The sequence below is a fragment of the Phycicoccus sp. M110.8 genome, from assembly GCF_032464895.1.
Taxonomy (GTDB): Bacteria; Actinomycetota; Actinomycetes; order Actinomycetales; family Dermatophilaceae; genus Pedococcus.
In genome coordinates this window covers 296,458-321,497 of sequence record NZ_JAWDIC010000001.1, presented here as the reverse complement: position 1 = coordinate 321,497, position 25,040 = coordinate 296,458, and the positions used below count along the sequence as shown (strand labels likewise).

Sequence of the window (25,040 nt, the reverse complement as noted above, 5' to 3'; positions counted from 1 at the left end):
TGGCCCGTGCCGGGACGGCGTGCTCAGGACCAGTAGACGCGACCGGGATTGAGCACGCCGCGCGGGTCGAAGACGGCCTTGACCGCCCGCTGGCGCTCGAGCTCGGCGGTCCCGAGCTCCTCGGCGAGCCACGGCGCCTTGAGGGTGCCCACCCCGTGCTCGCCGGTGATGGTGCCGCCCATGCCGAGTGCGGTCGTGACGACCTGGCTGAAGGCGGCGTGCGCCCGCTCGCGGCTGCCGGGCTCGTCGGGGGAGAAGAAGATGCTCGGGTGCAGGTTGCCGTCGCCGGCGTGGCCGGCCATGACGATCTCCAGCCCGGAGTCGGCGGCGATCCGGTGGCCCTCGCGGATGAGGTCGGTGAGCCGTCCGACCGGCACGCACACGTCCTCGAGGTAGCGCGGGCCCTTGGCCTCCAGGGCCGGGCTGAGCGCCCGTCGGCCCGCGAGCAGCAGGTCCGCCTCGGCGGGGTCGTCGGCCACCGCGACCTCGGTGGCGCCCGCGTCGGCGAGCAGCCCGGCATACCGCTGCACGTCCTCACCCGTGTGGCCGGGACGGTCGGACTGCACCAGCAGCACCGCCTCGCAGTCGCCGGGGAAGCCGTAGTCGGCGAGCGACTGGACCGCCGCCACGGCTGCGCGGTCCATCAGCTCGACGAGGCTCGGCACGTGCCGCTCACGACGCAGCGCGACGATGGCGGCGCTGGCCGCGTCGAGCGAGTCGAAGGTCGCGAGCACGGTCAGGGCCGGGTCGGGGGCCGGGATGATCCGCGTCGTGACCTCGGTGACGACGCCGAGCGTGCCCTCGGAGCCGACGAACAGGCCGGTGAGGTCGAGCCCCGCGGTGCCCTTGGCGGTGCGGTGGCCGGTGCGGATGACCTCGCCGCCGGCCAGCACGACCTGCAGCGAGCGGACGTAGTCGGCCGTGACGCCGTACTTGACGCAGCACAGCCCGCCGGCGTTGGTGGCGACGTTGCCGCCGATGGTGCAGAAGGCCGACGAGGCGGGGTCCGGCGGGTAGAACATGCCGTGCTCCGCGACGGCGTCCTTGAGGTGCCTGTTGACGACGCCCGGCCCGCAGACGGCGATGCCCTCGAGCGGGTCGATCGTGGTGACCGAGGCCATCCGCTCGGTGTTGAGGACGATGCCGCCCTCGATCGCGACCGAGCTGCCGGTGAGGCTGCTGCGCGCCCCTTGGGGGACCACGGGGGTGCGGGTCTCGTGCGCCCACCGCATCACCTCGACGACGTCGGCGAGGTCGCGGGCCCGCACCACCTCGAAGTCGGCCGGCGCGGTGGCGCCCACGGACTCGTCGGTGCCGTAGCCCGCCTTGACATCGGGGTCGGTGACCGTGTCGACGGCGAGGTCGGTGGTGGTCGTCATCCCCGCAGCGTATGCCGAGGTGCCGGCTCCTCGTCGGCGACGGGCTCGGCCCTCCTCGCCGCTGCCGGGGCGTCCCTCCGGGCGTCCCGCGGGGCCTTCCCGGGGGCTTGTCCTGGGGCTGACCCGGCGGCTGCGGGCGGCGGCCCGTCGAAGCCGGTACTTGCGTCGAAGGCGGCGCGGCGGGCGGCCCGGCGCAGGGTGGCGAGCACGGCGCGGCCGGTCACGGCGATGAGGACCACGTTGGTGACCGCTCGCCCGAGGTCCCACCACAGGCTCGTCGCGGCGGAGAAGACGGCGAACCGCTGGAGGTTCTCCCAGGCCGGGGCCCCCGCGACGAAGGACAGGTGGCCGTCGAGCCCGGTGGCGAAGGGCCAGAAGGAGAAGTCGAGCGCCACGCCGTACAGCAGCCCGGCCAGGGCCCCGTAGGCGCAGAGCAGCGGCACCTCCCAGCGCGGGCGGACGCGCGGCAGCAGCCCCGCGCCCAGGCCGACCCACGCGGCCCCGAGCATCTGGTACGGCAGCCACGGACCCACGCCGCCGGTGACGAGCGCGGACGCGAACAGGGTGGTCGAGCCCAGCACGAAGCCGAACCCGGGTCCGAACACGCGCCCCCCGAGCACGAGCAGGAAGAACACCGTCTCGAGCCCGGCGGTCCCGGCTCCGAGTGGGCGTAGCGCCGCACCGACGGCGGACAGCACCCCGAGCATCGCCACGGCCTTGACGTCGAGGCCGCCCTCGGCGATCTCGGAGAGCACCACGGCGAGCAGCAGCGGCAGCAGCAGGGCGAAGACGAGGGGGGCGTCTGCGCTGCGCCCCAGCTGGGAGTCGGTGCTTGCCAGCAGCGGCCACAGGAAGGCCAGGAGGCCGGCGACGGAGACCAGCAGCAGGGCGGCGGTGGACCGGGGGCGCAGGGCGACGGCGGCGCGGACCCGGTGGGTGGCGGCGGTCGGTGCACTCATCGAGCGACCCCCTGGCGCGGCAGGGTCGCCGCGGTCGCCACGGCCTCGGCGACGGTGAGGACCCGCGACGGCGCCAGCACCTTGGCCACCTGCGGCGCGAACTCGGGGGAGTCGGCGAGGACGTCCCGCGCCGGGCCGTCCGCCACCACCCGCCCCTGCGCGAGGACGACGACGCGGTCGGCCACCTCGGCGGCGAACTCGACGTCGTGCGTCGCGACGGCGACCGCACGGCCGCCGGCGGCCAGGCCACGCAGGACCTCCACGAGGGCCTCCTTGCCGGGGCGGTCCAGGCCCCGGGTGGGCTCGTCGAGCAGGACCACCCCGGGCGCGGCCGCGAGCTGGACGGCCACGGCCATTGCGAGCTGCTGGCCCTCGGACAGGTCCCGCGGGTGCAGGTCGTCGGGGATCTCCGGCGCCAGCCGGTCGAGCAGGTCGCGGGTGGTGCCCGGCCGGGCCCCCGACTCGTGGTCGGCCTGGCGGCACTCGGTGCCGACCGTGTCGAGGTACAGCAGGTCGGGTGCGCTCTGGGGCACCAGTCCCACGAGCCGTCGACGGTCCCGCGGGGCCGCCACGGCCGGGTCGGTCCGGTGGCCGGCCGCCTCCACGACCGCCACCGTGCCGGCGGTGCGGTGACCCGTGCCGTGCAGGGCCCACAGGAGCGAGGACTTGCCCGACCCGTTGCGTCCCATGAGGACGAGCACCTCACCGGCGCGCAGGTCCAGGTCGACGTCGCGCACGGCCTCGACGCGCCCGTGCCTGACCCCGACGTCCCGGGCCGTCAGCCGCGTGACCGTCGCGGGGGACGACGACTCGGGCTCGCGGGTCACGTCGTCGCGGACCACCGGCTGCCCGTGAGCGGCCTGGTCGGGTGCCGCCTGCCCGAGGTCGCGGCGCAGCGGCGCGGCGGCGCGCCGTGCCTCCCGGACCGTGAGGGGCAGCGGGTCCCACCCGGCCCAGCGGCCCAGCTCGACCACGGGCGGGGCGAGCGGGAAGTCGGCCAGCACCTCGCGCGGCGCCCCCTGCCGGACCGACCCGTCGTCACCGACGGCGAGCACGACGTCGGCCACCCCCACGACTCGCTCGAGGCGGTGCTCGGAGACGACGACCGTGAGCCCGAGGTCGTGCACGAGCCGGGTCAGCGTGGCCAGGACCTCCTCGGCCCCGACCGGGTCGAGGGCCGAGGTCGGCTCGTCCAGCACGAGCAGCCGGGGCCCGGCGGTGAGGACGGCCCCGATCGCCACCCGCTGCTGCTGGCCGCCGGAGAGGTCGCGCAGGGGGGCGTCGCGCAGCTCGGCGATCCCGAGGACGTCCAGGACCTCCTCGACCCTGCGGCGCATCGCCGGCGGGTCCACGGCGAGCTGCTCGAGGGTGTAGGCGAGCTCCTCCTCGACCGTGTCGGTGACGAAGCCGGCGAGCGGGTCCTGCGCGACGACGCCGACCGTGCCGGCGAGGTCGCGGGGCCGGTGCGTGCGGGTGTCGAGCCCGGAGACGGTGACCCGCCCCGACAGGTGGCCGCCGGTGAAGTGCGGCACCCGGCCGCTCACGGCCCCGAGCAGGGTGGACTTGCCCGAGCCGGTGCGGCCCACGACGAGGGCGAGCTCGCCCTCCTCGACCACGACGGACGCCGACCGGAGCGTGGGCCCGGGCGCGCCGGCATACCGCACGGTGACGTCGTCGAGCACGACGACGGGGGCGGTCACGACGACTCCCGACGGGGGACGGGGGGTGACGGGGCCAGGAACGCGGGCAGGGCGGCCACGAGCAGCCCGGCCACGGCGAGGAGCGGCAGCGCCGGGGGCGCGAGCGGCGACAGGGGCTGGGCGAGCCCGGCAGGCGCGACCGTGGCCTGTGCCAGCACCGCGACGGTGGCCAGGACCCCGCTGCCGGCCACGACCCACTCGGGGAGGGCCCACGGGTCCCGGCGGTACACGGTGCGGTGCACCGCCCGGCCGCCGACCACCATGCCGGCGGCGCAGAGTCCGAGGCCGGCCACGAGCATGGGCGCGCCCACGAGAGCCGGGGCACTGGTGTCGAGCAGCCCGTACGTCCCGAGCGCGGCGCCCAGCAGCCCCACCAGGGTCAGGGTGGCCGTGGCCCGCCGCGCGAGCGTGCCCTGGGCCACCCGGCGGCCGTAGCCGCGCGAGTCCATCGCGGACGCGAGCAGCAGCGACCGGTCGAGGGTGTCCTGCAGCACCGGCAGCGCCACGCGGCCGACGGCGCGCAGCCCCGTGCCGCCCTCGCCACGCAGGGCCCGTGCGCGTCGGACCCGCTGCACGCTGTCGGCGAGCTGGGGCGCGACCGTCACGGCGATCACGACCGCGGTGCCGACCTCGTGCAGGGCGGCCGGCACCGCCCGCAGCAGCCGCTTGGGGTTGGCGAGTGCGTTGGCCGCCCCGATGCACGCGATGATGGCGGCCAGCCGCAGCCCCTCCACCGCGGCGGCCAGCAGGCCCTCGAGGTACAGCGGCCCGAGGAGCGTGATGCCGGGGAGGTCGACGCTGGGCAGCGTCCACAGCCGGTGCTCCCCGAACTTGAACCCGACGAGCACGTGCAGCACGACCCGCACGACGACGACGAAGGCCCCCAGCCCGAGGTAGAGCCGGAACGCCCGCGCCCACGGCGAGCTGCCGCGCTTGGCGACGACGACCAGCCCGGCGACGGCCACGGCGAGCAGCAGCAGGAGCGGGTTGGTGGTGCGCGAGCAGGCGACGGCGAGCCCGACCGCCCACACCCACCAGGCGACCGGGTGGAGGTGGCGGGGGAGCGGTGCGCCGAGCCTGCTCATGGATGCCCTAGTGCTGCTGGGCGCGCCGGCGCAGCGCGAGGTATGCCGCGGCGGCGCCGACCAGGGTCACCAGGCCGACGCCCGCGAGCAGCGAGGTCGGCGTGCCGGACCCGCTGCTGGGCTGGGTCGCCGCCGCGTCGGTCTGCTCGGTGGACCCGGATGTCGGAGGCCCGGTGGTCGTCGTGGTCGTGGCGGGCGCGGTGGCCGAGGTCGTGCTCGCCGCAGGGCGAGTGGTGGTCGACGCCTTGCCCTTCGGTGTCGCGGGCACCGTCGCGGTGGTGCCGTTCGGCAGGACGGTCGTGCGGGTGGACGGGCGCGAGGAGCTCGTCGTCCGTGGGGTCGACGAGGTCCCGGTGCTGCGGGGGGTGCTCGAGGTCGACGAGGGGCTCGGCCTCGGGGACGGCTTCGGCGCGGCCGCGGGAGGGGCCGAGCTCGGCGCGCCGCCGGAGCCGAAGGCGAACCCGATGACGCTGCCCGCCGGGGGGTCGTACTCAGCGACGCCGCTGCTGCTGTAGACCCACGACCCGCCACGGGTCGCGTGGAAGAACGCCCAGTAGGCGCTGCTCGGGGGCATCCGCGTGCACGGCTGGGACGGCACGCTGTTGATCTGGCAGACCACCGTGCCGGGGTACTGCGGCGGGTAGGTGACGGAGGCCACCGAGGTCAGCACACGGATGGCGCTCGACGCGTCGGGGCCGCACAGCGTGCTCGAGGTGGAGCCGTAGTCGATGACGACCGTGACGCCGGTCGTGCCCGAGCACGCCGCCGCCTGCGCGGCCCCGCCCGGGAGGGCGAGGCCGCCGGCGACGGCGAGCCCTGCTGCGGCCAGGAACCGGCCGAGGCGGCGCATCAGGCGTGCGCCCCCTTGCGGCGGGCCAGGACGATCGCGGCGATGCCGCCGAGCAGGAGCAGCAGGCCGAGCGCGGCCGTGGCGGCGACGTCGGCGCCGGTGAAGGCGAGGCTGCCGGGGGTCGCGGAGGCCGCGGCCGGGGCGGCCGGGGCAGGTGCGGCGGTGGTGGTCGCTGCGGGGGAGCCCGCCGGTGCCGTGGTGGTCGAGCTGCTCGTGGAGGTGCTCGGTGCCGTCGGACAGGTCGGCGCGGGAGCAGCGGCGGACGCCCCGTCGGAGGTGACGGTCAGCAGGTCGCCGCCGGCCAGGCCGAGGGTGGCCTGCGGCGTCGCGCGCAGGGCGCGGTCGAGCGCCGCCGTGTTGCCGGGCGTCTTCGTGAGGGTTGAACGGTCCGCCGCGGTGAAGGCGATGCCACCGCGCAGGGCGGCCGTCGCGGTGCAGTCGAGCTGGAGCGAGGCGAGGAACTGCTGGGCCCGGGCGAGCTCGACCGCGCGGCCTCCGGCGGCGAAGGCCTGTGCGGCGACTCCGGCGGTGTTGGCGTTGTACTGGCCGTCACTGTTGAGGAAGCCGCCGTTCGCGGCCTGCCGGGCGGCGAGGAAGGACAGCGCCTTGACGGCGGCCGGGTCGCTCGCCCCCTGCAGGCCGATGACCGCCTGGACCGCGAACGCGGTCGCGTCGACGTCGCTGGTGCAGGCCCCGCCGGCGGCGGCGAGGTCGCCGCGGAAGCCACCGTCGGCGCACTGCTGCGCGAGCAGGTAGTCCGCCGCCGACTGCGGGACGGTGCCGGTCGCCCGGCCGACGCCGATCACGTCGAGCGCCTGCCCGATGGTGTTGGAGTAGTCGCAGGGGCTGTACCCGCATCCCGTCACGGGCAGGTCGGAGTAGCGGCCCGGCTCGGCAGCGCCCAGGGACTTCCCGAGCTCGGCGAGCAAATCGAGGTGCTTGGGGCCGACGTCGCGCGGGTTGGCGCCCTGGGCGACGACGGCGAGGAGCGCCTTGCCGGTCGCCCCGGCATACAGCGAGGAGTAGTCGGTGCCGATGTAGCCGCCGACGTTCGCGGTGAGGTAGGCGAAGGCGGACGCCGCCTCGGTGCTGCCGAGGCCGGCACCATCGAGCCCGAGGACGGCGTCGATCGTGTTGCCGCCGTCGAAGAAGGTGCTGCCCGGGTAGTTGTAGTGGTGGCCTCGTGCGGCCAGCGTGCGGACCATGAAGCCCGCGGCGTAGCCAGCCTGGGCGGACGTGGCGCCGGGCAGCAGGCCCTTCGGCGAGGTCCGGGTGCCGAACGGCACCTGCGGGTCGGCGGCGCTGGTCGTGGCCGCGACCTTCGGCGAGGTCGCGTTCGTGCTCGAGCGCGGGGCGGTGGTCCCGGAGGTCGTGGACGTGCCGGACGCGGTGGGGGAGGTCGTGCCGGTCGCAGTGCTCCCGGACGTCGTCGGGGAGGCCGTGCCCGTCGCGGTCGTGGTCGTGCCCGTCGTGGTGGTCGGGGCCGACGGGCTGGTCGGCGACGTGGTGGTCGTCGCGGACGCGCTGGTCGTGGGCGACGGGGCCGGGGTGGCGGCCAGGGCGGTGCCCGGCGCGAGCAGGGCGGCCGCGGTGGCCAGCGTCAGCACGCCGACCGCGCGGCTGCTGGTGGGAAGGAGCTGCATGGTGCCTCTCGAAATGCGAGCGGTGTCGCGACCGGGCACCGGCACCAGACGTGACAAACCCCGGTGCCGCGCTCGCGCGGACAACCGGGGGCAGCTCGGACTGGGTCCGGGCTCCGCCCCGCGTACCTCGACGGAAATGGAGCCGCTCCGCGCTCCCAGGCATTCCGGCTCGCCACCTCGCGGTGGCCTACGGTTGCGGGTCAGCGCCGGACTCGGACCGGCTTCCCCTGGAAAGGCGTCGTGGTGTCACCCGAGGGCGACGGCGTCACCCTACACCCGGCCCGCGACCTGCTGGAACGCCCGCGACGAGACCTCCACCACTGCGGCTAGACTGTCCGCACAGGCGTCGACCCGGCCATCACCGGCGAGCCTCCGGAAGAACGGCACCACACGGCATACCGCGGGGTGCTCACTAGAACCGGACGTCAGGGCCACGTCACGGCCTTGGGCAAGAGCGGTCGTACGCCGCGGGCGCACCTGGTGCGCACCGGCTGCGGCAAGCGAGGTGGTACCGCGGTGGCGCCGGGGAGTCCCGGCGACGTCGTCCTCGTGACACCACGAGCGACGACCACGAAGGACCCGGACCCCATGGCCTACCCGAAGGTCTCCAGCGACAGCGCCGACCAGCCCGCCACCGCGGGCGTTCCCGCCTCCCCGCGCTTCCCCGAGATCGAGGAGCGCATCCTGCGCTACTGGGACGAGGACGGCACCTTCCAGGCGTCGGTCGAGAACCGCCCGGCCGGCGAGGACGGCGACAACGAGTTCGTCTTCTACGACGGACCCCCGTTCGCCAACGGGCTGCCGCACTACGGCCACCTCCTGACCGGCTACGTCAAGGACCTCATCCCGCGCTACCAGACGATGCGCGGGCGCCGGGTCGAGCGCCGGTTCGGCTGGGACACCCACGGCCTGCCCGCCGAGCTCGAGGCGATGAGCCAGCTCGGCATCAAGACCAAGGACGAGATCGTCGAGCTCGGCATCGAGAAGTTCAATGCGGCCTGCCGCAGCTCGGTGCTCAAGTACACCGACGAGTGGCGCGACTACGTGACCCGCCAGGCCCGCTGGGTCGACTTTGACCACGACTACAAGACGCTCAACCCCGACTACATGGAGTCGGTGATGTGGGCGTTCAAGTCGCTGCACGACAAGGGCCTAGTCTACGAGGGCTTCCGCGTCCTGCCCTACTGCTGGAACGACCAGACGCCGCTGTCGAACCACGAGCTGCGGATGGACGACGACGTCTACCAGGTCCGCCAGGACCCGGCCGTGACCGTCGGCGTGCGGCTCGAGACCGGCGAGCTGGCCCTGGTGTGGACGACCACGCCGTGGACCCTCCCGAGCAACCTCGCGGTCATGGTCCACCCCGACATCGACTACGTCGTGGTCGAGACCGACGTCCCGACCGGTCGCACGGAGCGGTACGTCATCGGCGCCGAGCGGCTGCAGGCGTACGCCCGCGAGCTGTTCGGCGACCCGAAGGCCGACGTGCAGCCGTACGTCGTCGAGCGCCTCACCGGCCGCGACCTGCTGGGTCGCTCCTACACGCCGCCGTTCTCCTACTACGAGGGCCACGAGAACGCCCACCGTGTCGTCGAGGCGGACTTCGTCACGACCAGCGACGGCACCGGCCTGGTGCACAGCGCCGGGGCCTTCGGTGAGGACGACAAGGTCGTCACCGACCGCGAGGGGATCGAGCCGGTCATGCCGGTCGGGCCCGACGGGTGCTTCACCTACCCGGTGAGCGAGTACGAGGGCATGCTCGTCTTCGACGCGAACGCCCCGATCATCGAGCACCTCAAGAACCGCACGAACGTCCCGCCGGAGGCGGTCGTGGCCGCCGACGGCCAGGACGAGGACGCCGTGCGTCGCGAGCTGTACGGCGCCGTCACCGAGGGCACGGTGCTGCTGCGCCGTGAGTCCTACGCGCACTCCTACCCGCACTGCTGGCGGTGCCGGCAGCCGCTGATCTACAAGGCCGTCTCGAGCTGGTTCGTCGAGGTGACCAGGTTCAAGGAGCGGATGCTCGAGCTCAACGAGCAGATCGCCTGGACCCCGGAGCACACCAAGCACGGCCAGTTCGGCAAGTGGCTGGAGAACGCCCGCGACTGGTCGATCACCCGCAACCGGTTCTGGGGGAGCCCCGTGCCGGTGTGGCGCTCGGACGACCCGCAGTACCCGCGGATCGACGTCTACGGCTCGTTCGAGGAGCTCGAGCGCGACTTCGGCCGGCTGCCCCGCAACGCCGACGGCGAGGTCGACCTGCACCGCCCGTTCGTCGACGAGCTGACCCGACCGAACCCCGACGACCCGACGGGGCAGTCGACGATGCGCCGGGTCGAGGACGTCCTCGACGTGTGGTTCGACTCCGGGTCGATGAGCTACGCGCAGGTGCACTACCCGTTCGACAACGCCGCGTGGTTCGAGCACCACTTCCCGGCCGACTTCATCGTGGAGTACATCGGCCAGACGCGCGGCTGGTTCTACACGTTGCACATCCTGGCCACTGCGCTGTTCGACCGGCCGGCGTTCAGCTCGGTCATCTGCCACGGCATCGTCCTGGGCTCCGACGGCCAGAAGATGAGCAAGTCGCTTCGCAACTACCCCGACGTGCGCGAGGTGTTCGACCGCGACGGGGCCGACGCGATGCGCTGGTTCCTCATGTCGAGCCCGATCCTGCGCGGCGGCAACCTCGTCGTCACCGAGCAGGGGATCCGTGACGGCGTGCGCCAGGTGATCATCCCCCTGTGGAACACCTGGTACTTCTTCTCGTTGTACGCCAACGCCTTCCGTGGTGGTGAGGGGTATGCCGCCAAGTGGTCGACCGCCTCGACCGACCCGCTCGACCGGTACCTGCTCGCCAAGCTGCGCGAGTACGTCGAGACGATGACCAGCCAGCTCGACGCGTACGAGGTCGCGAGCGCGTGCGAGACCACGCGCGGCTTCGTCGACGTGCTGACCAACTGGTACGTGCGGCGCTCCCGGGAGCGGTTCTGGGACACCGGTGGCCAGGCCGGTGGCGGCGGGGCCGAGCAGGCGTTCGACACGCTCTACACGGCGCTCGAGGTGGTGTCCCGGGTGACGGCGCCGCTGCTGCCGCTGGTCACCGAGGAGGTCTGGCGCGGACTGACCGGCGGCCGCTCGGTGCACCTCACCGACTGGCCCGAGGCGTCCGACCTGCCGTCGGACCACGCGCTGGTCGCCGGCATGGACCGGGCCCGCGAGATCTGCTCGGTGGCGTCGTCCCTGCGTAAGGCCGGTGGCCTGCGGGTGCGGCTCCCGCTCGCACGGCTGACGGTCGTCGTGCCGGATGCGTTGTCGCTCAAGGACTTCGGCGCGATCGTGGCCGACGAGGTCAACGTCCGCGAGGTCGTCCTGCGCGACATCAGCGAGGCGAGTGAGGCCGACTTCGGCATCTCGCAGAAGCTCACCGTCAACGCCCGGGCCGCAGGTCCGCGGCTGGGCCGCGACGTGCAGCAGGCGATCAAGGGCAGCAAGTCCGGCGACTGGTCCGTCGCGGCCGACGGGACCGTGACCTCCGGTGGCCTCGAGCTGGTCGAGGGCGAGTACACGCTCGAGACCGTCGTCGACGACGCCCAGGGCGGGTCGACGGCGACGGCGATGCTGCCCGGTGGTGGTTTCGTCGTCCTCGACACCGAGGTGACCCCCGAGCTCGCCCAGGAGGGCATGGCCCGGGACGTGGTCCGCGCGGTCCAGCAGGCACGCCGCGACGCGGGACTCGAGGTGTCCGACCGGATCTCGCTGACGGTCACCGGTTCGCAGGCGGTGTGGGAGGCGACGGTCGCGCACCAGGCGCTCATCGTGGAGGAGACGCTGGCCAGCCAGTTCGGCTCGGCGCCCCAGCTCGACGCGCTCCCGCAGCGCAGCGACGTGGCGGAGGCGGTCGTCGGCGACGGCGAGCCCGTGCGCATCAAGGTGATGAAGCTCTGATGGCCGGCTCGACGAACCCTGGACGATCCGGTCGCCCCGACGCCGCCCAGCGGGAGGCCGCGCACAACCTGGAGGTCACCAAGCGGATGCGCGAGGTCGAGGAGGCGATCCTCGCCCGGGCGCCCGAGCACGACCTCGAGCCGAGCCTGGACCGCATCGCCGCCGTGATGGAGCTGCTCGGCGACCCCCAGCGCGGCTACCCCGTCATCCACCTCACCGGCACCAACGGCAAGACCTCGACCACCCGGCTGGTCGAGACCCTGCTGCTGGAGATGGGGCTCAAGACGGGCCGGTTCACCTCCCCGCACCTGCACTCGATGCGTGAGCGGATCGCGTTGTCGGGCCAGCCGATCAGCGCGGAGAAGTTCCTCGCCGCCTACGACGAGGTCATCCCGTTCATCGAGATGGTCGACGCCCGGTCGGTCGCCGATGGTGGCCCGCGGATGACCTACTTCGAGGTGCTCGTGGCAGTGGCGTATGCCGCGTTCGCCGACGCGCCCGTCGACGTCGCGGTCGTCGAGGTGGGGATGGGCGGTCGCTGGGACGCGACCAACGTCGCCGACGGGTCCGTCGCCGTGGTCACGCCGGTGGACCTGGACCACCAGCACTTCCTCGGGGACACGGTCGAGCTCATCGCCACCGAGAAGTCCGGGATCATCAAGGAGGGCGCGATCGCCGTGTCGGCCCTGCAGCCGCACGCCGAGGTCGTCGAGATCCTGCGCGAGCGCGCGCTCGAGGTGGGGGCACGCCTCGCCGTCGAGGGCGTCGACTTCGGCTTCAAGGCGAGCGACGTGGCGGTCGGCGGGCAGCAGTTCTCCATGCAGGGCCTCGCCGGCGACTACGACGACCTGTTCCTGCCCCTGTTCGGCCCGCACCAGATGCAGAACGCCATGACCGCCGTCGCGGCCGTCGAGGCGTTCGTCGGCGGTGGCGAGACGAGGCTCGACCCCGACGTCGTGCGCTCCGCACTCGCCAAGGCTGCCTCGCCCGGGCGCCTCGAGGTCGTGCGCCGGTCGCCGACCGTCGTCGTCGACGCCGCGCACAACCCGGCCGGCGCGGTCGCCCTGCGCCAGGCGCTGGAGCAGTCGTTCAACTTCGCGCGGCTGGTGGGTGTCATCGCGATCCTCAAGGACAAGGACGCCACCGAGATCCTCGAGGTGCTCGAGCCCGTGCTCGACCACGTCGTCGTGTCCCGCACGACGTCTCCCCGGGCGATGGACCCCGACGACCTCGGCGAGGTGGCGGTCGACATCTTCGGGGAGGGGCGGGTGACGGTCGTGCGGAACCTGCCCGACGCGCTCGACACCGCCGCCGGCCTCGCCGACGAGGGCGGTGTCTCCGGGGGCGTCCTCGCCACCGGGTCGGTCACCACGGCCGCCGAGGTCCGGATGCTGCTCGGGACCACCGAGGTCTGACTCAGGCGCGGCGGTCGAGCTCCTCGCGACGCACCGGGTGCGCGAACGGCTGCCCGGCCGCGAACCGCTCGAGCTCGGCGACCGCGACGTCGCCGAGCCGGGTGAGCTCGGTGCCGAGCGACCCGGCCACGTGCGGGGTCAGCAGCACCCGCGGGTGGTCCCACAGCGGTGAGTCGGCCGGCAGCGGCTCAGGGTCGGTCACGTCCAGCACGGCGCTGATCCGCCCGGCCAGCACCACCTCGGTGAGGGCCTCGGTGTCCACCAGCGCGCCGCGTGCGGTGTTGACCAGGGTGGCGCCGGGACGCATCGACGCCAGCCGGTGCCGGTCCAGCAGGTGCCGGGTCTCAGGCAGGTCGGGGGCGTGCAGCGAGACGACGTCGCTCGTCGCGACGAGCTCGTCCAGCTCGACGCGCGTGACGCCCAGGGCGGCGGCACCCGAGTCGTCGAGGTAGGGGTCGGCCACGACCACCTCGAGGTCGAACGGGCGCAGCAGCTCGATCACGCGACGCCCGATGGTCGAGGCGCCGACGATGCCGACCCGCTTGCCGACGTTCCCGATGGTGGGGAACCGGGTGGACCAGTCGATCGCCGAGCGGGTGCGCCGGAACTCCTCGGCGACCTCCAGCACCGCCTTGCCCGCGAGCAGGACCACCGCGAGCGTGTACTCGGCGACCGGCAGCGCGTTGGCCGCGGTCGCGCTTGACACCTCGACGCCGCGCTGCCAGGCGGCATCGGTGACGTGGTGCTTGACGGACCCGGCGCAGTGGACCACGGCCCGCAACGACGGCATGGCGTCCAGCGCCGTCGCCTCCAGCGGCGGGCAGCCCCACCCGGTGACGAGGATCTCGGCGTCACGGGGTGGCGCCGCCCCGGCCCACACCTCGTCGCCGGCATCAGCAATGGATGCCAGCCTCCCCAGCGCCGTGGGAGTGAAGAGCCGCTCACGCAGCCCGTCCTGCATCCCGAACGCCACGCGTGGTCTCGCCGTCGTCATGCCGGTCCCCTCCGGTCGGTTCGTGGGTCGCCGGCACAGGCGGACTCCGCAGCGTCGAGCCACGGTCGCGTGACGGCCAGGGCGGCGTCGAGGTCGGGCAGCTCCGGCGACCAGGGCCGCTCCCACTCCAGGCTCAGCCAGCCGGCATACCCGCCCCCGGCAAGGGCGGCGAGGACGTCGGCGACGGGCAGCGCGCCCTCGCCGGGCAGCGTGAGCGGGTCCCCCGTCGCGGGTCCGGCGGCGTCCTTGACCTGGACGAGCCGCAGCCGCGGCCCGAGGGCCGCCACCGCCTCGGCCGGTGCCTCGCCCGCGCGCCAGGTGTGCAGGACGTCCCAGACCGCCCCGGCCTCCGGCAGCGGGTCCAGCAGGCGGGCGACGGCTGACCCGGTGGGGTGGCTGTCGTGCGTCTCCACGAGGAGGTCGACGCCGAGGCCGCGCGCCTCGCCCTGGACGGAGCGCAAGCGCCGCCGGGCGCGCTCGTCGTCGTGGCCGTCGCCCACCCCGCCCGGGAAGACCCGCACCCCGAGCGCCCCGATGTCGGCGGCCAGCCGCAGGTGCGCCCGCAGGTCCTCGACCACGGCGTCGTCGTCGCCGGGCGGGCAGACCCGCACGTAGGAGGACACGTCGAGGGCGGTGAGACCGTGGTCGGCCAGGGCGGTCCGCACCGACGCCCGGTCGGCGGGGGAGAGGCCGACGCGGACGGACTGGTCCGGCGCGGCCCGCAGCTCGACCCCGGTGCAGGCGTGGCGCGCCGCCAGGCCGAGGAACGTGGGCAGGTCGGCCTCCGGCATTCCGAGGCTCGACACGGCGAGGGGCCAGCGCACCCGGGCAACCTACCGGGTGTGCTGGGAGCGGGGGCCCGCCCGGACGGGCGGCCGCGCACGGGGCCCGACCGGACGGCGCGCCGTGCACAGGGCCTGCCCCGACGGGCCGCCGCGCACGGGCGCCCGGCACACGGCATACCCTCGTCGCATGAAGGTGCTCGTCGTCGTGCTGCTCGTGGTGGTGGCGTTCCTCCTGCTCGTGCGGTGGCGCGAGAACGGGCGCGGCCGACGGTGAAGGGCATCGTCTTCTACGGCAGCCTCGGGAAGTTCACCTGGCGAATGCTCGCGACGGTGCTCGGCGGCCAGGGCGTCGTCGTCTTCCTCGGCGCGCTGGTGGCCCGCGGTGTCGGGCTCGCGCAGGGGGACGGCAACGCGCACGCCTGGCTCTGGGTGGGCATCGGGCTGGCCGTCCTGTGCTTCCTCGCCGCCGGTGCGATGCGCCGGCCCTGGGGGGTGACCCTCGGGTGGCTCATCCAGGTCCTGACGTTCGTGAGCGCGGTGGTCGTGCCGGCGATGCTCGGTGTCGGCCTCATCTTCACGGTGCTGTGGGTCGGCTCGCTGGTCCTGTGCCACCGCGTCGAGCGCCAGGTCGCCGAGCGGGACCGCGTGGCAGGGGCCGACTCCGCCGCTCGGTAGGCTGGCGCGCGTGACGACGCAGATCGAACGTTCCCTGGTCCTGGTCAAGCCCGACGGGTACGCCCGCGGCCTCACCGGGGAGGTGCTGCGCCGCATCGAGGCCAAGGGGTACACCCTGGTCGCGCTCGCGGTGACCACCCCCACCCGCGACATGCTGGCCGCCCACTACGCCGAGCACGAGGGCAAGCCGTTCTACGAGCCGCTGGTGGAGTTCATGAGCAGCGGTCCGGTGACCGCAGCCGTCATCGAGGGCCAGGGCTGCATCCCCGGCTTCCGCTCGCTCGCCGGTGCCACCAACCCGACCGAGGCCGCACCGGGCTCGATCCGTGGCGACCTCGGGCGCGACTGGGGCGAGAAGGTCCAGAAGAACATCGTCCACGGCTCGGACTCGCCCGAGTCGGCCCAGCGCGAGATCGCGATCTGGTTCCCGGAGCTCGGCGCCTGAGCCGAGCCCACCGCGGCCGCCCGACGGCGGCCGTCAGGTCGGGTCGACCTCGTCGAGCCCGGCGATCACGACCTCGAGGAGCGCGGCCAGCTGGTCGCGCTCCTCGCGCGTGAGGGGGGCCAAGACGTCGGACTCGACGACGTTGGCCTCGCGCACCGCGGCCTCGAACAGCTCCCACCCCTGCGTGGTGAGCTCGACGAGGACGCGGGTGCGGTTCTCCGGGTCGGGGGAGCGGCGCACCAGCCCGCGCTCGGTCATCTTGTCGAGCCGGTGGGTCATCGAGGACGCGGCCACGTTGCCTGCGTCCGCGAGCTTGGTGGGCGTCACCGGCTGCCCCTCTGAGGTCGCCAGGAGCGCGATGACCGACCACTCGCCGTGGGACAGGTCGAGGTCGGCGAGCTGGCGCGTGTACCACTGGTCCAGCTTGCGGCTGAGCGAGCTGACGGCCGTGATGACCCGCTGCACGGACTCCTCGCCGCCGGCCGCGACGTAGCTCGCCACGGCCTCGCGGTACTGCTCCTGGGCGGTGCGCCTGCGCCGCGACCTCGCTGTCATGGCGGCATCATGGCATGGTAAATTTCGATTTCGAAATATTCGTTATCGAAGAAGTGTTGACCCTGCCATGCGTGCCCGTCTCCTCATCGTCGCCTCCGCCGTCGCCATGCTCGGCTGGGGCACCGTCCTGCCCTACCAGTACGCGTATGCCGCCTCGACGCGCGGCTGGGGCTCGTTCGCCGCGGCCGCGGCCTCGAGCCTGTTCTCCGTGGGCGCCCTGCTCGCGGCACCCTTGGGCGGGCGCCTGGCCGACCGGGTCTCGCCCGTGCTGGTGGCCGTCGCCGCCAAGGTCGTGGCGGCGGCCGGTGCGGTCGGGCTCGGGTTCGCGGGCTCGCCGGCGGCGTTCCTGACCGGCATGTTCGTCTTCGGCCTCGGCATCACCGCCGCGGCCCCGGCGCAGTCCGTGCTCGTGCTCCGCTGGGTCGGTGGCGGCAACCGCCGCAAGGTGTTCGCCTGGCAGTTCACGGGCCAGTCGCTCGGCATGGCCGTCGGTGCGTTCGCCGCGGGCTACGTCGTGGACCTGCACCGCGAGTCGGGAATGTGGCCTGCCTTCGCGACCGCTGCCGCCGGGTTCGTCGTCTCTGCGGCGCTCATCCTGCTCGCCGGTGCCCGTCGCTGGGGGAGCGTGGAGTCCCAGCCGGTGGCCGACGCCACGCTCGAGCAGCCGGTGCGCTCGCCGGGCGTGCGCCAGGCGTGGCGGCTCATCTGGGCCGTGCCCGCCCTGCGCTGGACGGCCCTGGTCACGGTCACGCTCGCGCTGGGGTTCTACGCCCAGTTCGAGTCCGGGCTCCCGGCATACGCCCTCACGGTCCTGGACGTGCGCGAGACCACCATCGGCCTCGCGGCCGCGGTGAACTGCGTCGTCATCATCGCCCTGCAGATGGTCGTCGTCCGGCTCACCGCCCGCCGCAGCGGCCCGGCCCTGCTCATCGCCGTCGGCGCCATCTGGACGCTGTCGTGGCTGGTGCTCGCGGGCGCCTCCCTCGTCGCGGGCTCGTCCCCCGAGCTGGCCGCGACCCTGTTCGTCACGACCTTCGGGATCTTCGCGGTGGGCGAGACGATGTACGCGCCGGTGCTCAACCCGCTGACGGCCAGCTTGGCGCCCTCCGGGCTGGTGGGCACGACTCTCGGGCTGTTCACGGCCCTGCAGACCGGGTTCTCCGCGGTCGGCCCGCTCGTGGCGGGGCTCCTGCTGGGGGCTGGTCTCGGCAGCGTCTTCGTGGGCGTCCACGTCGGCATCAGCCTGCTGGCCGTCTTCGGCGCCTGGCGCCTGCGGGCCGTGCTGCGGGCACGCCGCCCGGTCGCAGAGCCGGCGCGCGAGGCGGCCCTCGCCGCCTGAGGGGGAACCCTCGGCGGCGAGTCCGCGGCGAGTCAGTAGGCTTGCCGTCATGGCTGACTTCGACGTCGTTGTCCTCGGTGCCGGTCCCGGCGGGTACGTCGCGGCGATCCGCGCTTCGCAGCTCGGGAAGAAGGTGGGCATCGTCGAGTCGAAGTACTGGGGCGGTGTCTGCCTCAACGTCGGCTGCATCCCCTCCAAGGCGCTGCTGCGCAACGCGGAGATCGCGCACATCATCACGCAGGAGAAGGCCACGTTCGGCATCTCCGGCGACCCGACGATGGACTTCGGCGTCACGCACTCGCGCAGCCGCAAGGTCGCCGAGGCCAGCGCCAAGGGCGTCCACTACCTCATGAAGAAGAACAAGGTCGAGGAGCTCGAGGGCTGGGGCACCCTGACCGGCCCGACCTCGATGGACGTCGCGCTGACGTCCGGCGAGCGGCGCTCGATCACGTTCGACAACCTCATCATCGGGACCGGTGCCACGACCCGGCTCATCCCGGGCACGAAGCTCTCCGACCGCGTGGTGACCTACGAGGAGCAGATCCTCACCGACCAGCTGCCGGAGTCGATCGTGATCGCCGGCTCGGGTGCCATCGGTGTCGAGTTCGCCTATGTCATGAAGAACTTCGGGGTCGAGGTGACCATCGTCGAGTTCCTCGACCGCATGGTGCCGACCGAGGACGCCGACGTGTCCAAGGAGCTGCTCAAGCAGTACAAGAAGCTCGGCGTGAAGGTCCTGCTGTCGACCAAGGTCGAGTCGATCGACGACAGCGGCGAGACGGTCAAGGTCACCGTCTCGCCGGCTGCCGGTGGCGAGTCGACCGTGCTCGAGACCGACAAGGTCCTGCAGGCGATCGGGTTCGCCCCGCGCCTCGAGGGCTACGGCCTGGAGACCACCGGTGTGCAGGTCACCGACCGCGGTGCCATCGCCGTCGACGAGCGCGGCCGCACCAACGTCCCGAACGTCTACGCGATCGGCGACGTCACCGGCAAGCTCATGCTGGCGCACACCGCCGAGGCCATGGGTGTCGTCGCCGCCGAGACGATCGCGGGTGCCGAGACCATGGAGATCAACTTCGACATGATCCCGCGGGCGACGTTCTGCCAGCCGCAGATCGCCTCCTTCGGGTACTCCGAGGAGCAGGCGAAGGAGCGCGGCTACGACGTCAAGACCGCGTCGTTCCCGTTCTCGGCCAACGGCAAGGCGCGCGGCATGGCCGAGGGCGTGGGCTTCGTCAAGATCGTCGCCGACGCCAAGCACAACGAGCTCCTCGGCGCCCACCTCATCGGACCCGAGGTCACCGAGCTGCTGCCGGCCCTGACGCTGGCGCAGCAGTGGGACCTCACCGCCGACGAGGTCGCCCGCAACGTCTTCGCCCACCCGACGCTGTCCGAGGCGGTCAAGGAGGCCATCGAGGGCATCGCCGGGCACATGATCAACCTCTAGTCCGCGACGACCCGTCCGGGTGGCGTGGGGACCGTGTGGTCCCGGGCAGGCCCGGAGGCAGGAGCAGGTATGCCGCGCGTGCGGCTCCCGATCACGACCGATCGCCTCGTGCTGCGCAGCCTGCGGCCGGGTGACGAGCGGCACGTGTTCGCCTACCGCTCGGTGCCGGACGTCGTGCGGTACATCCCGGGCGAGCCGAAGACGCTCGAGCAGGTGCAGGACATGGTCGCCGAACGTGCCACTGCCGGTCGCATCGAGCCCTCCCACCCCATCTGCACCCTCGCCGTCGAGCTCGACGGCCGCGTGATCGGGGACGTGCTGCTGCACCTCGACGGACCCGACGGCCACGACGGCCGGCAGGCGGAGATCGGCTGGGTGCTGGCGCCCGACATGCAGGGCATGGGCTACGCGACCGAAGCGGCGGAGGCGCTGGTGCGGGTGGCGTTCGACGAGCTGGGCGTGCACCGAGTGTGGGCCCAGCTCGACGGCGAGAACGACGCCTCCGCCCGGATCTGCGAGCGGCTGGGGATGCGACGCGAGGCCTACTTCCAGCAGGGCTCGTGGTTCAAGGGCCAGTGGACCGACCTGGCCGTGTATGCCGTCCGCGCCGACGAGTGGGCCGCCCGGGAGAGCAAGGCGGGAGACCACTGACGGCGGTCGCCGGCCAGCGCCGACCCGCGCTGCCGGCGCTCACGGGGCTGCGCGTGCTCGCCGCGGCCTGGGTCGTGCTGTTCCACTACCGGGACGACGTCGAGGCGCTGCTGCCCTGGCTCGCCCCGGCCGACACGCTGCTGCGCGCGGGGTACCTGGGGGTCGACCTCTTCTTCCCACTCAGCGGCTTCATCCTCGCGTACAACTACGCCGACTCCATGCGCCGGTTCTCGTGGGGCGCCTCGGTGTCGTTCGTCCGCAACCGGTTCGCGCGCGTGTGGCCGGTCCACTTCGTGGCGCTCAACATCGACCTCGTGACGGCAGCGCTGGTCGGCACCCTCGGCATCGGTGCGAACGGCCACCGGCGCACCCCCGGCGCCTACGTCGAGAACGTCCTGCTCGTGCACAACTGGTGGCACGACCGGCCGAGCTTCAACGGCCCTGCCTGGTCGATCGGCTCGGAGTGGTTCGCCTACCTGACCGCGCCGGTGATGTTCGTGCTGCTCGCCCGGGTGGTCCGCGCCCGCACCGCGCTGGCCGGCGCCGCCCTCTCGTATGCCGCGATGCTCGCGGTGTTCGCGGTGTTCGCCCTGCCCAACGGCAACCTCGAGCACATGTTCTACGTGCGGATCATGGGGGAGTTCGTGGGCGGTGCCTTCCTGTGCCTCGCGTGGGTGCGCGGCGGACTGCGCCTCGGGCGGCTCGCGCCCTGGCTCCTGGTCGTCCCGGTGGTGCTGGCCCTGGTGCCCGCGGCCTCCGCGGGCGACTACTGGGCGGCTCCCGCGCTGGGACTTGTCGTGGCGGTCGTCGCGGCGTCCCAGGGACTGCTGGCGCGGTGGCTGTCGACGCCGTGGATGGTCGTGGCGGGTGAGGCGTCCTACTGCCTCTACATGACGCACTACCTGCTGCGCGGCGTCGTGTCGGCCCTGCGCGAGTGGGGGCAGGGCGCGTGGTGGTCCGCCGGGCTCGCCGTCGTCGCGATCGCGCTCGTGCTCGGGGCAGCCGCCTGGGGCATGCACGTGCTCGTCGAGCGACCGGCCCGCCGGCTCCTGCACGCCCGGACGCCGGGTCCCACGACCAGTCCGACGGATACGGTGACACCACACGAAAGGATCCCCGCATGACTCCCACGATCGACCCCGTGCCCGCCGAGGTGCCCGCCGGTTCCGAGCTGAGCGGCGCGGCATTCGCCTCGGTCGCCGCACAGGCCATCTCCGCCGTCGCGAGCTCGCAGGCGGCCGCCATCGCCGCCGCCGCCGACCTCATGGCGGACTGCGTCGCCGGCAACGGTGTCCTCCAGGCGTTCGGGACGGGGCACTCCGAGGCGTTCGCGATGGAGATCGCGGGGCGCGCCGGCGGCTTCATCCCCACCAACCGGCTGGCGCTGCGCGACGCGGTGGCCGCCGCCGGGGCGGAGGGTGCGGCAACGGACCCGGAGCGGGCCGGGCTGCTCGAGCGTGACCCCTCCCTCGCCCGGCACATCTACGACCTGGCCTTGGACGCGCAGCCGCAGGACGTGTTCCTGATCGCCTCCAACTCCGGCGGCAACGGCAGCATCGTCGAGTTCGCGCGCCTGGTGAAGGAGAAGGGCCACCCGCTCATCGCCGTCACGTCGCTCGCGCACACCACCCAGGTGACCTCGCGCCACCCCAGCGGGCTGCGGCTGTTCGAGGTGGCGGACATCGTGCTCGACAACGGGGCGCCGTACGGCGACGCGGTGCTGCCGCTGCCCGGTGGCGGGACGGCCTGCGGCCTGTCCTCGATCACGGCCGCGCTGCTGGCGCAGATGATGGTGGCCGAGACCCTGTCGCGGCTGGTCGCGCGTGGCGTGACCCCGCCGGTCTACCTGTCGGCGAACATCCCGGAGGGGGACGAGCACAACAACGCGCTCGAGGCGCGGTACGCCGGTCGCCTCCGCCGCGTGCTGTGACCCTCGTCGCCGGCATGGACGTCGGCGGGACGAGCAGCCGCGCGCTCGTCGCCGACCTCTCCGGGAGGGTCGTGGGCACGGGGCTGGCGGGTGGCGGCAACCCGATCTCGCGAGGGGTCGGGCCCGCCATGGCGGCGATCCGGTCGGCGCTCGAGCAGGCGCTCGAGGGCGTGGACCGGTCGCTGGTGCGGGGCAACGTCATCGGCGCTGCGGGCTTCGGCTCGGAGACCGGTGCGCACGAGGCGCTGCGGCAGGTCTGGCACGAGCTGGGGCTTCCCGGGGGGCCCGTGCTCATCGGCGACATCGACGTGGCGTTCGCCTCGGGGACGCCTGACCCCGACGGCTCGGTGCTCATCAGCGGCACCGGTGCGATCGCCGGGGAGTTCGTGGGAGGGCACGCCGGGCGGGTGGCCGACGGCCTCGGCTGGCTGCTCGGTGACCACGGCTCGGGCTTCTGGATCGGGCGCGCGGCCGTGCGGCACGCGTGTGCACCCGTCGCGACGCCCGGCGACCCGCTCGCCGAGGCGGTGGCGCAGCACCTCACCGGCCGCGCGGAGGTGGACCGCCAGGCCGTCGTCGGCGCCGCGTATGCCGTGGAGCCGGTGCGGATCTCCGAGCTGGCGCGGGTGGTCGTCGAGTGCGCGGAGGCCGGGTCACCGGCCGCGGCGGCGATCCTCGAGGCGGCGGCGGACGAGCTGGTCACGACGCTGGGCCAGGTGCGCGACGAGGGTGACTCGAGCGTCGTGGTCCTCGGCGGCGGCATGCTCGGGACGGCACGGCTGCGTGGCCTGGTGGAGGCGCGCATCGCGGCGCGGTGGCCGGGTGCGCCGGTCGCGCGCTGTGGGTCCGGCGTCGGGGGAGCGGCCTGGCTCGCCGCGCGCACCCTCGGCGAGGAGCTGCCTGCCGAGCTGCACGCCACTCTCACGCGCCCGGGATAGCCGAGGGGTCGTCTTGTTCCTCTCGCTCCCAGGGGTGCCCGACAAGCCTTCAGTCGAGCTCAGGGCTGTCGAGGACCCATCACTCTATCGAGGGCAGCGCCGATGTCCGGCTCGAGGGTCCGGGTGAAGGTGGCCGTGAGGTGACCGTGGTCGAAGTAGGCCAGCAGACCGCCTATCACCTGGTGGCACGTGCCGGCACGACAGAATCGGTCGGTCAGGTCGAGCGTGGTGACCATACCGGTTCGGTCTGCGCGCGAGGCAGCCGCCAGCGGATCAGACTCCAGCGCCTTGGAGGCGGGGTTGTCGCAGGCGGTGACGTCGTTGAGGTGCTGGGCGACGCAGTCCGGGGCCTCGGTCACGGCGGACGGCACGTCCCGGATCACCATGACCCGGATGCCTGCGTCGGTGAAGCGCTTCAGGACATCCCGGTACGCCGCCTCTGCCACCCGGGGCTTGTCTGCACGGGCGACCCCTCGCAACGGCTGCCACGTTCGGTTGCTCATCACTACGAGGTCGTACCGACCCTTGATGATCGAGTCGATGGCCCACTCGTTCCAGCGCGTGCAGTTCCCGCTCAGGGCAGCCGGTTTGAGATCGATGGGGATCGTGACCGTGTAGCACTGCGACACGAGGTAGGTGTCCAACCTCCAGTGCCGCTCCCGTGCCAGGGGGTCGAGCGCCGGCTGCCAGTGACCGGCATGCGAGTTGCCCAAGAGGGCGACCCTGGTCTTTCCTCCGCTGTCGCCGTAGGTGCAGACCCGGTGTCGGGTGAACGGGTTGTTCGACCAGCAGTCGTCCGCATAGACACCGGGCTTGTCGTCACGCGCCACCGACGGGCTGTTCAGCAGCTTGCGGCCCTGGATGGGCGCGCACCCCTTGTTGCGCAGGGCTGCGGCACCGAGGCAGGTCGTGTCGGACAGCGCTGCGTGGAGCGCGGCCCGGTCCGCGGCCTGTCGCGCGTCCGTCCACGCCACCGTGGCCACGCTGGACGCGACCACCAGGGAGATGCTGACGGCAGCCACGGCGAAGCTGCGGGGGAGGCTTCGCACCAGCGTGGGCGCGCGGCGCACGGTGTCCTCCACGTAAACCTTGGACAGGGCCGCGACGACCAGGACCAGTGCGACGAGGACCAGCTTCACCGGCCACGTGAGGGTGCGTCCCAGGGCGACCGGGGCGATGACGACCACGGGCCAGTGCCAGAGGTAGACCGAGTAGGACACGTCACCGAGCCGCTGGCTCGGTCGCAGCCCGAGGAGCCCGGAAGGTGACCAGGCCACGCCATCGCCGTCGGCCGCCAGCACCAGCGCGGTGCCGACGGTCGGCACGAGGGCGGCCGCCCCGGGGAACGCGGTGGCCTGCGTGAAGGTCAGGCACGCCCACGTCATGAGGCCCAGGCCCGCCCACGCTGCAGCCGCCCGGAGGGGGGCTCCGGGAACCCGCCATCCCGTATGGAGTGCGAGGGCGACCAGGGCCCCGAGGGCGAGCTCCCACACGCGGGTGTGGGTCACGAAGTAGGCCGCGGGAGGGTTGGTCGAGGTGAGGTGGATGGAGGCGCCCAGCGACGAGACGAAGACGGCGCCCAAGCCTGCCGCCAGCCACGGCGTGGGCGACTTGTCGCCGCGTCGCCGCGTCGCGCGGACCGACGAGAGGCGATACAGCAAGAAGATGAGGATCGGCCAGAACAGGTAGTACTGCTCCTCGACCGACAGTGACCAGTAGTGCTGCACCGGGCTCGGCGCGGACTCGGCCGCAAGGTAGTCGGTCGCGGAGTGCGCGAGGACCCAGTTCTCGCTGTACAGGGCCGCGGCAGCCAGCTCGCGTGCCACCTGGGGGAGCTGGGTCTGCGGAAGCCACGCGACCGCCGCGACGAGGGTGCAGAGAAGCACGACCGTGGCGGCGGGCAGCAATCGGCGGACCCGCCTGGCCCAAAACGCCGCCAGGCCGCGGAGGTCGGTGGGGGGCGACCGGAACAGGTGCGAGGAGATCAGGAATCCGGAGATCACGAAGAACACGTCCACGCCGACGTAGCCGCCGGTGAGCCGTCGCGGCCAGAAGTGGTACAGCAAGACCACCGTCACCGCGAAGGCCCGCAGCCCCTGGATGTCGAGCCGGGTCCGGTCTGGGGTCGCAACGGGGCGCCTTCTGACGCTCGACGTAGGGGAACCCCCGGCGCCTGTAGTCGCGGAAACGGCAATGGATCGAGACTCGACCACTACGTGTTCTCTCTCCTGGGGACGTGGGACCATGATCCCCCCGGTGCGCTCAAGGCGGGGCAAGGACGCCCACGCAGGCTAGTCGAGCG

General features: G+C 73.3%; 21 protein-coding genes and 1 riboswitch. Of the genes, 11 read left to right on the top strand and 10 right to left on the bottom strand.

Going from position 1 to position 25,040, the window contains the following annotated elements:
- Positions 1 to 23: 23 nt before the first annotated feature.
- The 6 genes from RKE38_RS01545 to RKE38_RS01520 are packed head-to-tail and all read right to left on the bottom strand — an operon-like array spanning position 24 to position 7,616.
- The gene (locus RKE38_RS01545; protein ID WP_316005703.1) at positions 24 to 1,379 is read right to left on the bottom strand and encodes an FAD-binding oxidoreductase; all 1,356 of its coding nucleotides are present in this window, start codon (positions 1,377 to 1,379) and stop codon (positions 24 to 26) included.
- Entirely contained in the window at positions 1,376 to 2,338 is a 963-nt protein-coding gene (locus tag RKE38_RS01540; protein ID WP_316005702.1) for an ECF transporter S component, read from the bottom strand. The genes RKE38_RS01545 and RKE38_RS01540 overlap by 4 nt, the downstream gene beginning before the upstream one ends.
- Positions 2,335 to 4,038, bottom strand: a complete 1,704-nt coding sequence (locus RKE38_RS01535) for an ABC transporter ATP-binding protein (RefSeq protein ID WP_316005701.1) — start codon at positions 4,036 to 4,038, stop codon at positions 2,335 to 2,337. The genes RKE38_RS01540 and RKE38_RS01535 overlap by 4 nt, the downstream gene beginning before the upstream one ends.
- Positions 4,035 to 5,123, bottom strand: a complete 1,089-nt coding sequence (locus RKE38_RS01530) for a CbiQ family ECF transporter T component (RefSeq protein WP_316005700.1) — start codon at positions 5,121 to 5,123, stop codon at positions 4,035 to 4,037. The genes RKE38_RS01535 and RKE38_RS01530 overlap by 4 nt, the downstream gene beginning before the upstream one ends.
- Before the next feature lie 7 nt (positions 5,124 to 5,130).
- Positions 5,131 to 5,973 carry a hypothetical protein gene (locus RKE38_RS01525; RefSeq protein ID WP_316005699.1) on the bottom strand — a complete coding sequence of 281 codons (843 nt, stop codon included), beginning with the start codon at positions 5,971 to 5,973 and terminating at the stop codon, positions 5,131 to 5,133.
- A complete protein-coding gene (locus RKE38_RS01520) occupies positions 5,973 to 7,616 on the bottom strand; it encodes a prenyltransferase/squalene oxidase repeat-containing protein (protein WP_316005698.1) in 1,644 nt (547 codons plus the stop codon). The genes RKE38_RS01525 and RKE38_RS01520 overlap by 1 nt, the downstream gene beginning before the upstream one ends.
- A 158-nt stretch (positions 7,617 to 7,774) precedes the next feature.
- Positions 7,775 to 7,843: riboswitch (cobalamin riboswitch) on the bottom strand.
- Positions 7,844 to 8,204: 361 nt separating this feature from the next.
- Between RKE38_RS01520 and ileS the strand changes: the two genes are divergently transcribed.
- Complete coding sequence (ileS, locus tag RKE38_RS01515; protein ID WP_316007574.1) at positions 8,205 to 11,564, top strand: isoleucine--tRNA ligase; 3,360 nt, start codon at positions 8,205 to 8,207, stop codon at positions 11,562 to 11,564.
- On the top strand, positions 11,564 to 12,979 hold the full coding sequence (locus RKE38_RS01510; RefSeq protein ID WP_316005697.1) for a folylpolyglutamate synthase/dihydrofolate synthase family protein: 1,416 nt from the start codon (positions 11,564 to 11,566) through the stop codon (positions 12,977 to 12,979). Before ileS ends, RKE38_RS01510 begins: the two co-directional genes overlap by 1 nt.
- Position 12,980: 1 nt before the next feature.
- Here RKE38_RS01510 and RKE38_RS01505 read toward each other — a convergent pair whose 3' ends face one another.
- Together RKE38_RS01505 and RKE38_RS01500 are read right to left on the bottom strand one after the other, a co-directional pair.
- Positions 12,981 to 13,973 (bottom strand): hydroxyacid dehydrogenase, encoded by a 993-nt coding sequence (locus RKE38_RS01505; RefSeq protein WP_316005696.1) that lies wholly within the window; start codon positions 13,971 to 13,973, stop codon positions 12,981 to 12,983.
- Positions 13,970 to 14,797, bottom strand: a complete 828-nt coding sequence (locus tag RKE38_RS01500; protein ID WP_316005695.1) for a sugar phosphate isomerase/epimerase — start codon at positions 14,795 to 14,797, stop codon at positions 13,970 to 13,972. The genes RKE38_RS01505 and RKE38_RS01500 overlap by 4 nt, the downstream gene beginning before the upstream one ends.
- An 82-nt stretch (positions 14,798 to 14,879) precedes the next feature.
- On the opposite strand from RKE38_RS01500, the gene RKE38_RS01495 reads away from it, so the two are divergent.
- Genes RKE38_RS01495 through ndk form a run of 3 tightly spaced genes read left to right on the top strand, consistent with a single transcriptional unit; the run spans position 14,880 to position 15,878 of the window.
- Positions 14,880 to 15,032, top strand: a complete 153-nt coding sequence (locus tag RKE38_RS01495; RefSeq protein ID WP_316005694.1) for a hypothetical protein — start codon at positions 14,880 to 14,882, stop codon at positions 15,030 to 15,032.
- Positions 15,029 to 15,433: a DUF4233 domain-containing protein gene (locus RKE38_RS01490; RefSeq protein ID WP_316005693.1), complete on the top strand. Its 405-nt coding sequence runs from the start codon at positions 15,029 to 15,031 to the stop codon at positions 15,431 to 15,433. The genes RKE38_RS01495 and RKE38_RS01490 overlap by 4 nt, the downstream gene beginning before the upstream one ends.
- Before the next feature lie 10 nt (positions 15,434 to 15,443).
- On the top strand, positions 15,444 to 15,878 hold the full coding sequence (gene ndk / locus RKE38_RS01485) for a nucleoside-diphosphate kinase (RefSeq protein ID WP_316005692.1): 435 nt from the start codon (positions 15,444 to 15,446) through the stop codon (positions 15,876 to 15,878).
- Between the two features lie 33 nt (positions 15,879 to 15,911).
- Here the strand turns inward: ndk and RKE38_RS01480 are convergent, their stop codons facing one another.
- Positions 15,912 to 16,433 carry a MarR family transcriptional regulator gene (locus tag RKE38_RS01480; RefSeq protein WP_316005691.1) on the bottom strand — a complete coding sequence of 174 codons (522 nt, stop codon included), beginning with the start codon at positions 16,431 to 16,433 and terminating at the stop codon, positions 15,912 to 15,914.
- A 67-nt stretch (positions 16,434 to 16,500) separates the two neighbouring features.
- Here RKE38_RS01480 and RKE38_RS01475 point away from each other — a divergent pair, with 67 nt between their 5' ends.
- The 6 genes from RKE38_RS01475 (at position 16,501) to RKE38_RS01450 (ending at position 22,738) form a co-directional block, all read left to right on the top strand.
- Positions 16,501 to 17,772: an MFS transporter gene (locus RKE38_RS01475; protein ID WP_316005690.1), complete on the top strand. Its 1,272-nt coding sequence runs from the start codon at positions 16,501 to 16,503 to the stop codon at positions 17,770 to 17,772.
- A 49-nt stretch (positions 17,773 to 17,821) separates the two neighbouring features.
- Complete coding sequence (lpdA, locus tag RKE38_RS01470; RefSeq protein ID WP_316005689.1) at positions 17,822 to 19,219, top strand: dihydrolipoyl dehydrogenase; 1,398 nt, start codon at positions 17,822 to 17,824, stop codon at positions 19,217 to 19,219.
- A gap of 69 nt (positions 19,220 to 19,288) precedes the next feature.
- Positions 19,289 to 19,870 carry a GNAT family protein gene (locus tag RKE38_RS01465; RefSeq protein WP_316005688.1) on the top strand — a complete coding sequence of 194 codons (582 nt, stop codon included), beginning with the start codon at positions 19,289 to 19,291 and terminating at the stop codon, positions 19,868 to 19,870.
- Entirely contained in the window at positions 19,780 to 20,994 is a 1,215-nt protein-coding gene (locus tag RKE38_RS01460; RefSeq protein ID WP_316005687.1) for an acyltransferase, read from the top strand. Before RKE38_RS01465 ends, RKE38_RS01460 begins: the two co-directional genes overlap by 91 nt.
- The gene (locus RKE38_RS01455; RefSeq protein WP_316005686.1) at positions 20,991 to 21,800 is read left to right on the top strand and encodes an SIS domain-containing protein; all 810 of its coding nucleotides are present in this window, start codon (positions 20,991 to 20,993) and stop codon (positions 21,798 to 21,800) included. Before RKE38_RS01460 ends, RKE38_RS01455 begins: the two co-directional genes overlap by 4 nt.
- Positions 21,797 to 22,738 (top strand): N-acetylglucosamine kinase, encoded by a 942-nt coding sequence (locus RKE38_RS01450; protein ID WP_316005685.1) that lies wholly within the window; start codon positions 21,797 to 21,799, stop codon positions 22,736 to 22,738. The genes RKE38_RS01455 and RKE38_RS01450 overlap by 4 nt, the downstream gene beginning before the upstream one ends.
- Positions 22,739 to 22,797: 59 nt before the next feature.
- Here the strand turns inward: RKE38_RS01450 and RKE38_RS01445 are convergent, their stop codons facing one another.
- Positions 22,798 to 24,951, bottom strand: a complete 2,154-nt coding sequence (locus RKE38_RS01445; RefSeq protein ID WP_410055418.1) for an acyltransferase family protein — start codon at positions 24,949 to 24,951, stop codon at positions 22,798 to 22,800.
- Between the last annotated feature and the right edge of the window lie 89 nt (positions 24,952 to 25,040).

Bases quoted from the DNA above. Each gene is read 5' to 3' on its own strand.
- RKE38_RS01545 (WP_316005703.1), bottom strand. From the start codon at position 1,379: ATGACGACCACCACCGACCTCGCCGTCGACACGGTCACCGACCCCGAT.
- RKE38_RS01540 (WP_316005702.1), bottom strand. From the start codon at position 2,338: ATGAGTGCACCGACCGCCGCCACCCACCGGGTCCGCGCCGCCGTCGCC.
- RKE38_RS01530 (WP_316005700.1), bottom strand. From the start codon at position 5,123: ATGAGCAGGCTCGGCGCACCGCTCCCCCGCCACCTCCACCCGGTCGCC.
- RKE38_RS01525 (WP_316005699.1), bottom strand. From the start codon at position 5,973: ATGCGCCGCCTCGGCCGGTTCCTGGCCGCAGCAGGGCTCGCCGTCGCC.
- RKE38_RS01520 (WP_316005698.1), bottom strand. From the start codon at position 7,616: ATGCAGCTCCTTCCCACCAGCAGCCGCGCGGTCGGCGTGCTGACGCTG.
- ileS (WP_316007574.1), top strand. From the start codon at position 8,205: ATGGCCTACCCGAAGGTCTCCAGCGACAGCGCCGACCAGCCCGCCACC.
- RKE38_RS01510 (WP_316005697.1), top strand. From the start codon at position 11,564: ATGGCCGGCTCGACGAACCCTGGACGATCCGGTCGCCCCGACGCCGCC.
- RKE38_RS01505 (WP_316005696.1), bottom strand. From the start codon at position 13,973: ATGACGACGGCGAGACCACGCGTGGCGTTCGGGATGCAGGACGGGCTG.
- RKE38_RS01480 (WP_316005691.1), bottom strand. From the start codon at position 16,433: ATGACAGCGAGGTCGCGGCGCAGGCGCACCGCCCAGGAGCAGTACCGC.
- RKE38_RS01475 (WP_316005690.1), top strand. From the start codon at position 16,501: ATGCGTGCCCGTCTCCTCATCGTCGCCTCCGCCGTCGCCATGCTCGGC.
- lpdA (WP_316005689.1), top strand. From the start codon at position 17,822: ATGGCTGACTTCGACGTCGTTGTCCTCGGTGCCGGTCCCGGCGGGTAC.
- RKE38_RS01465 (WP_316005688.1), top strand. From the start codon at position 19,289: ATGCCGCGCGTGCGGCTCCCGATCACGACCGATCGCCTCGTGCTGCGC.
- RKE38_RS01455 (WP_316005686.1), top strand. From the start codon at position 20,991: ATGACTCCCACGATCGACCCCGTGCCCGCCGAGGTGCCCGCCGGTTCC.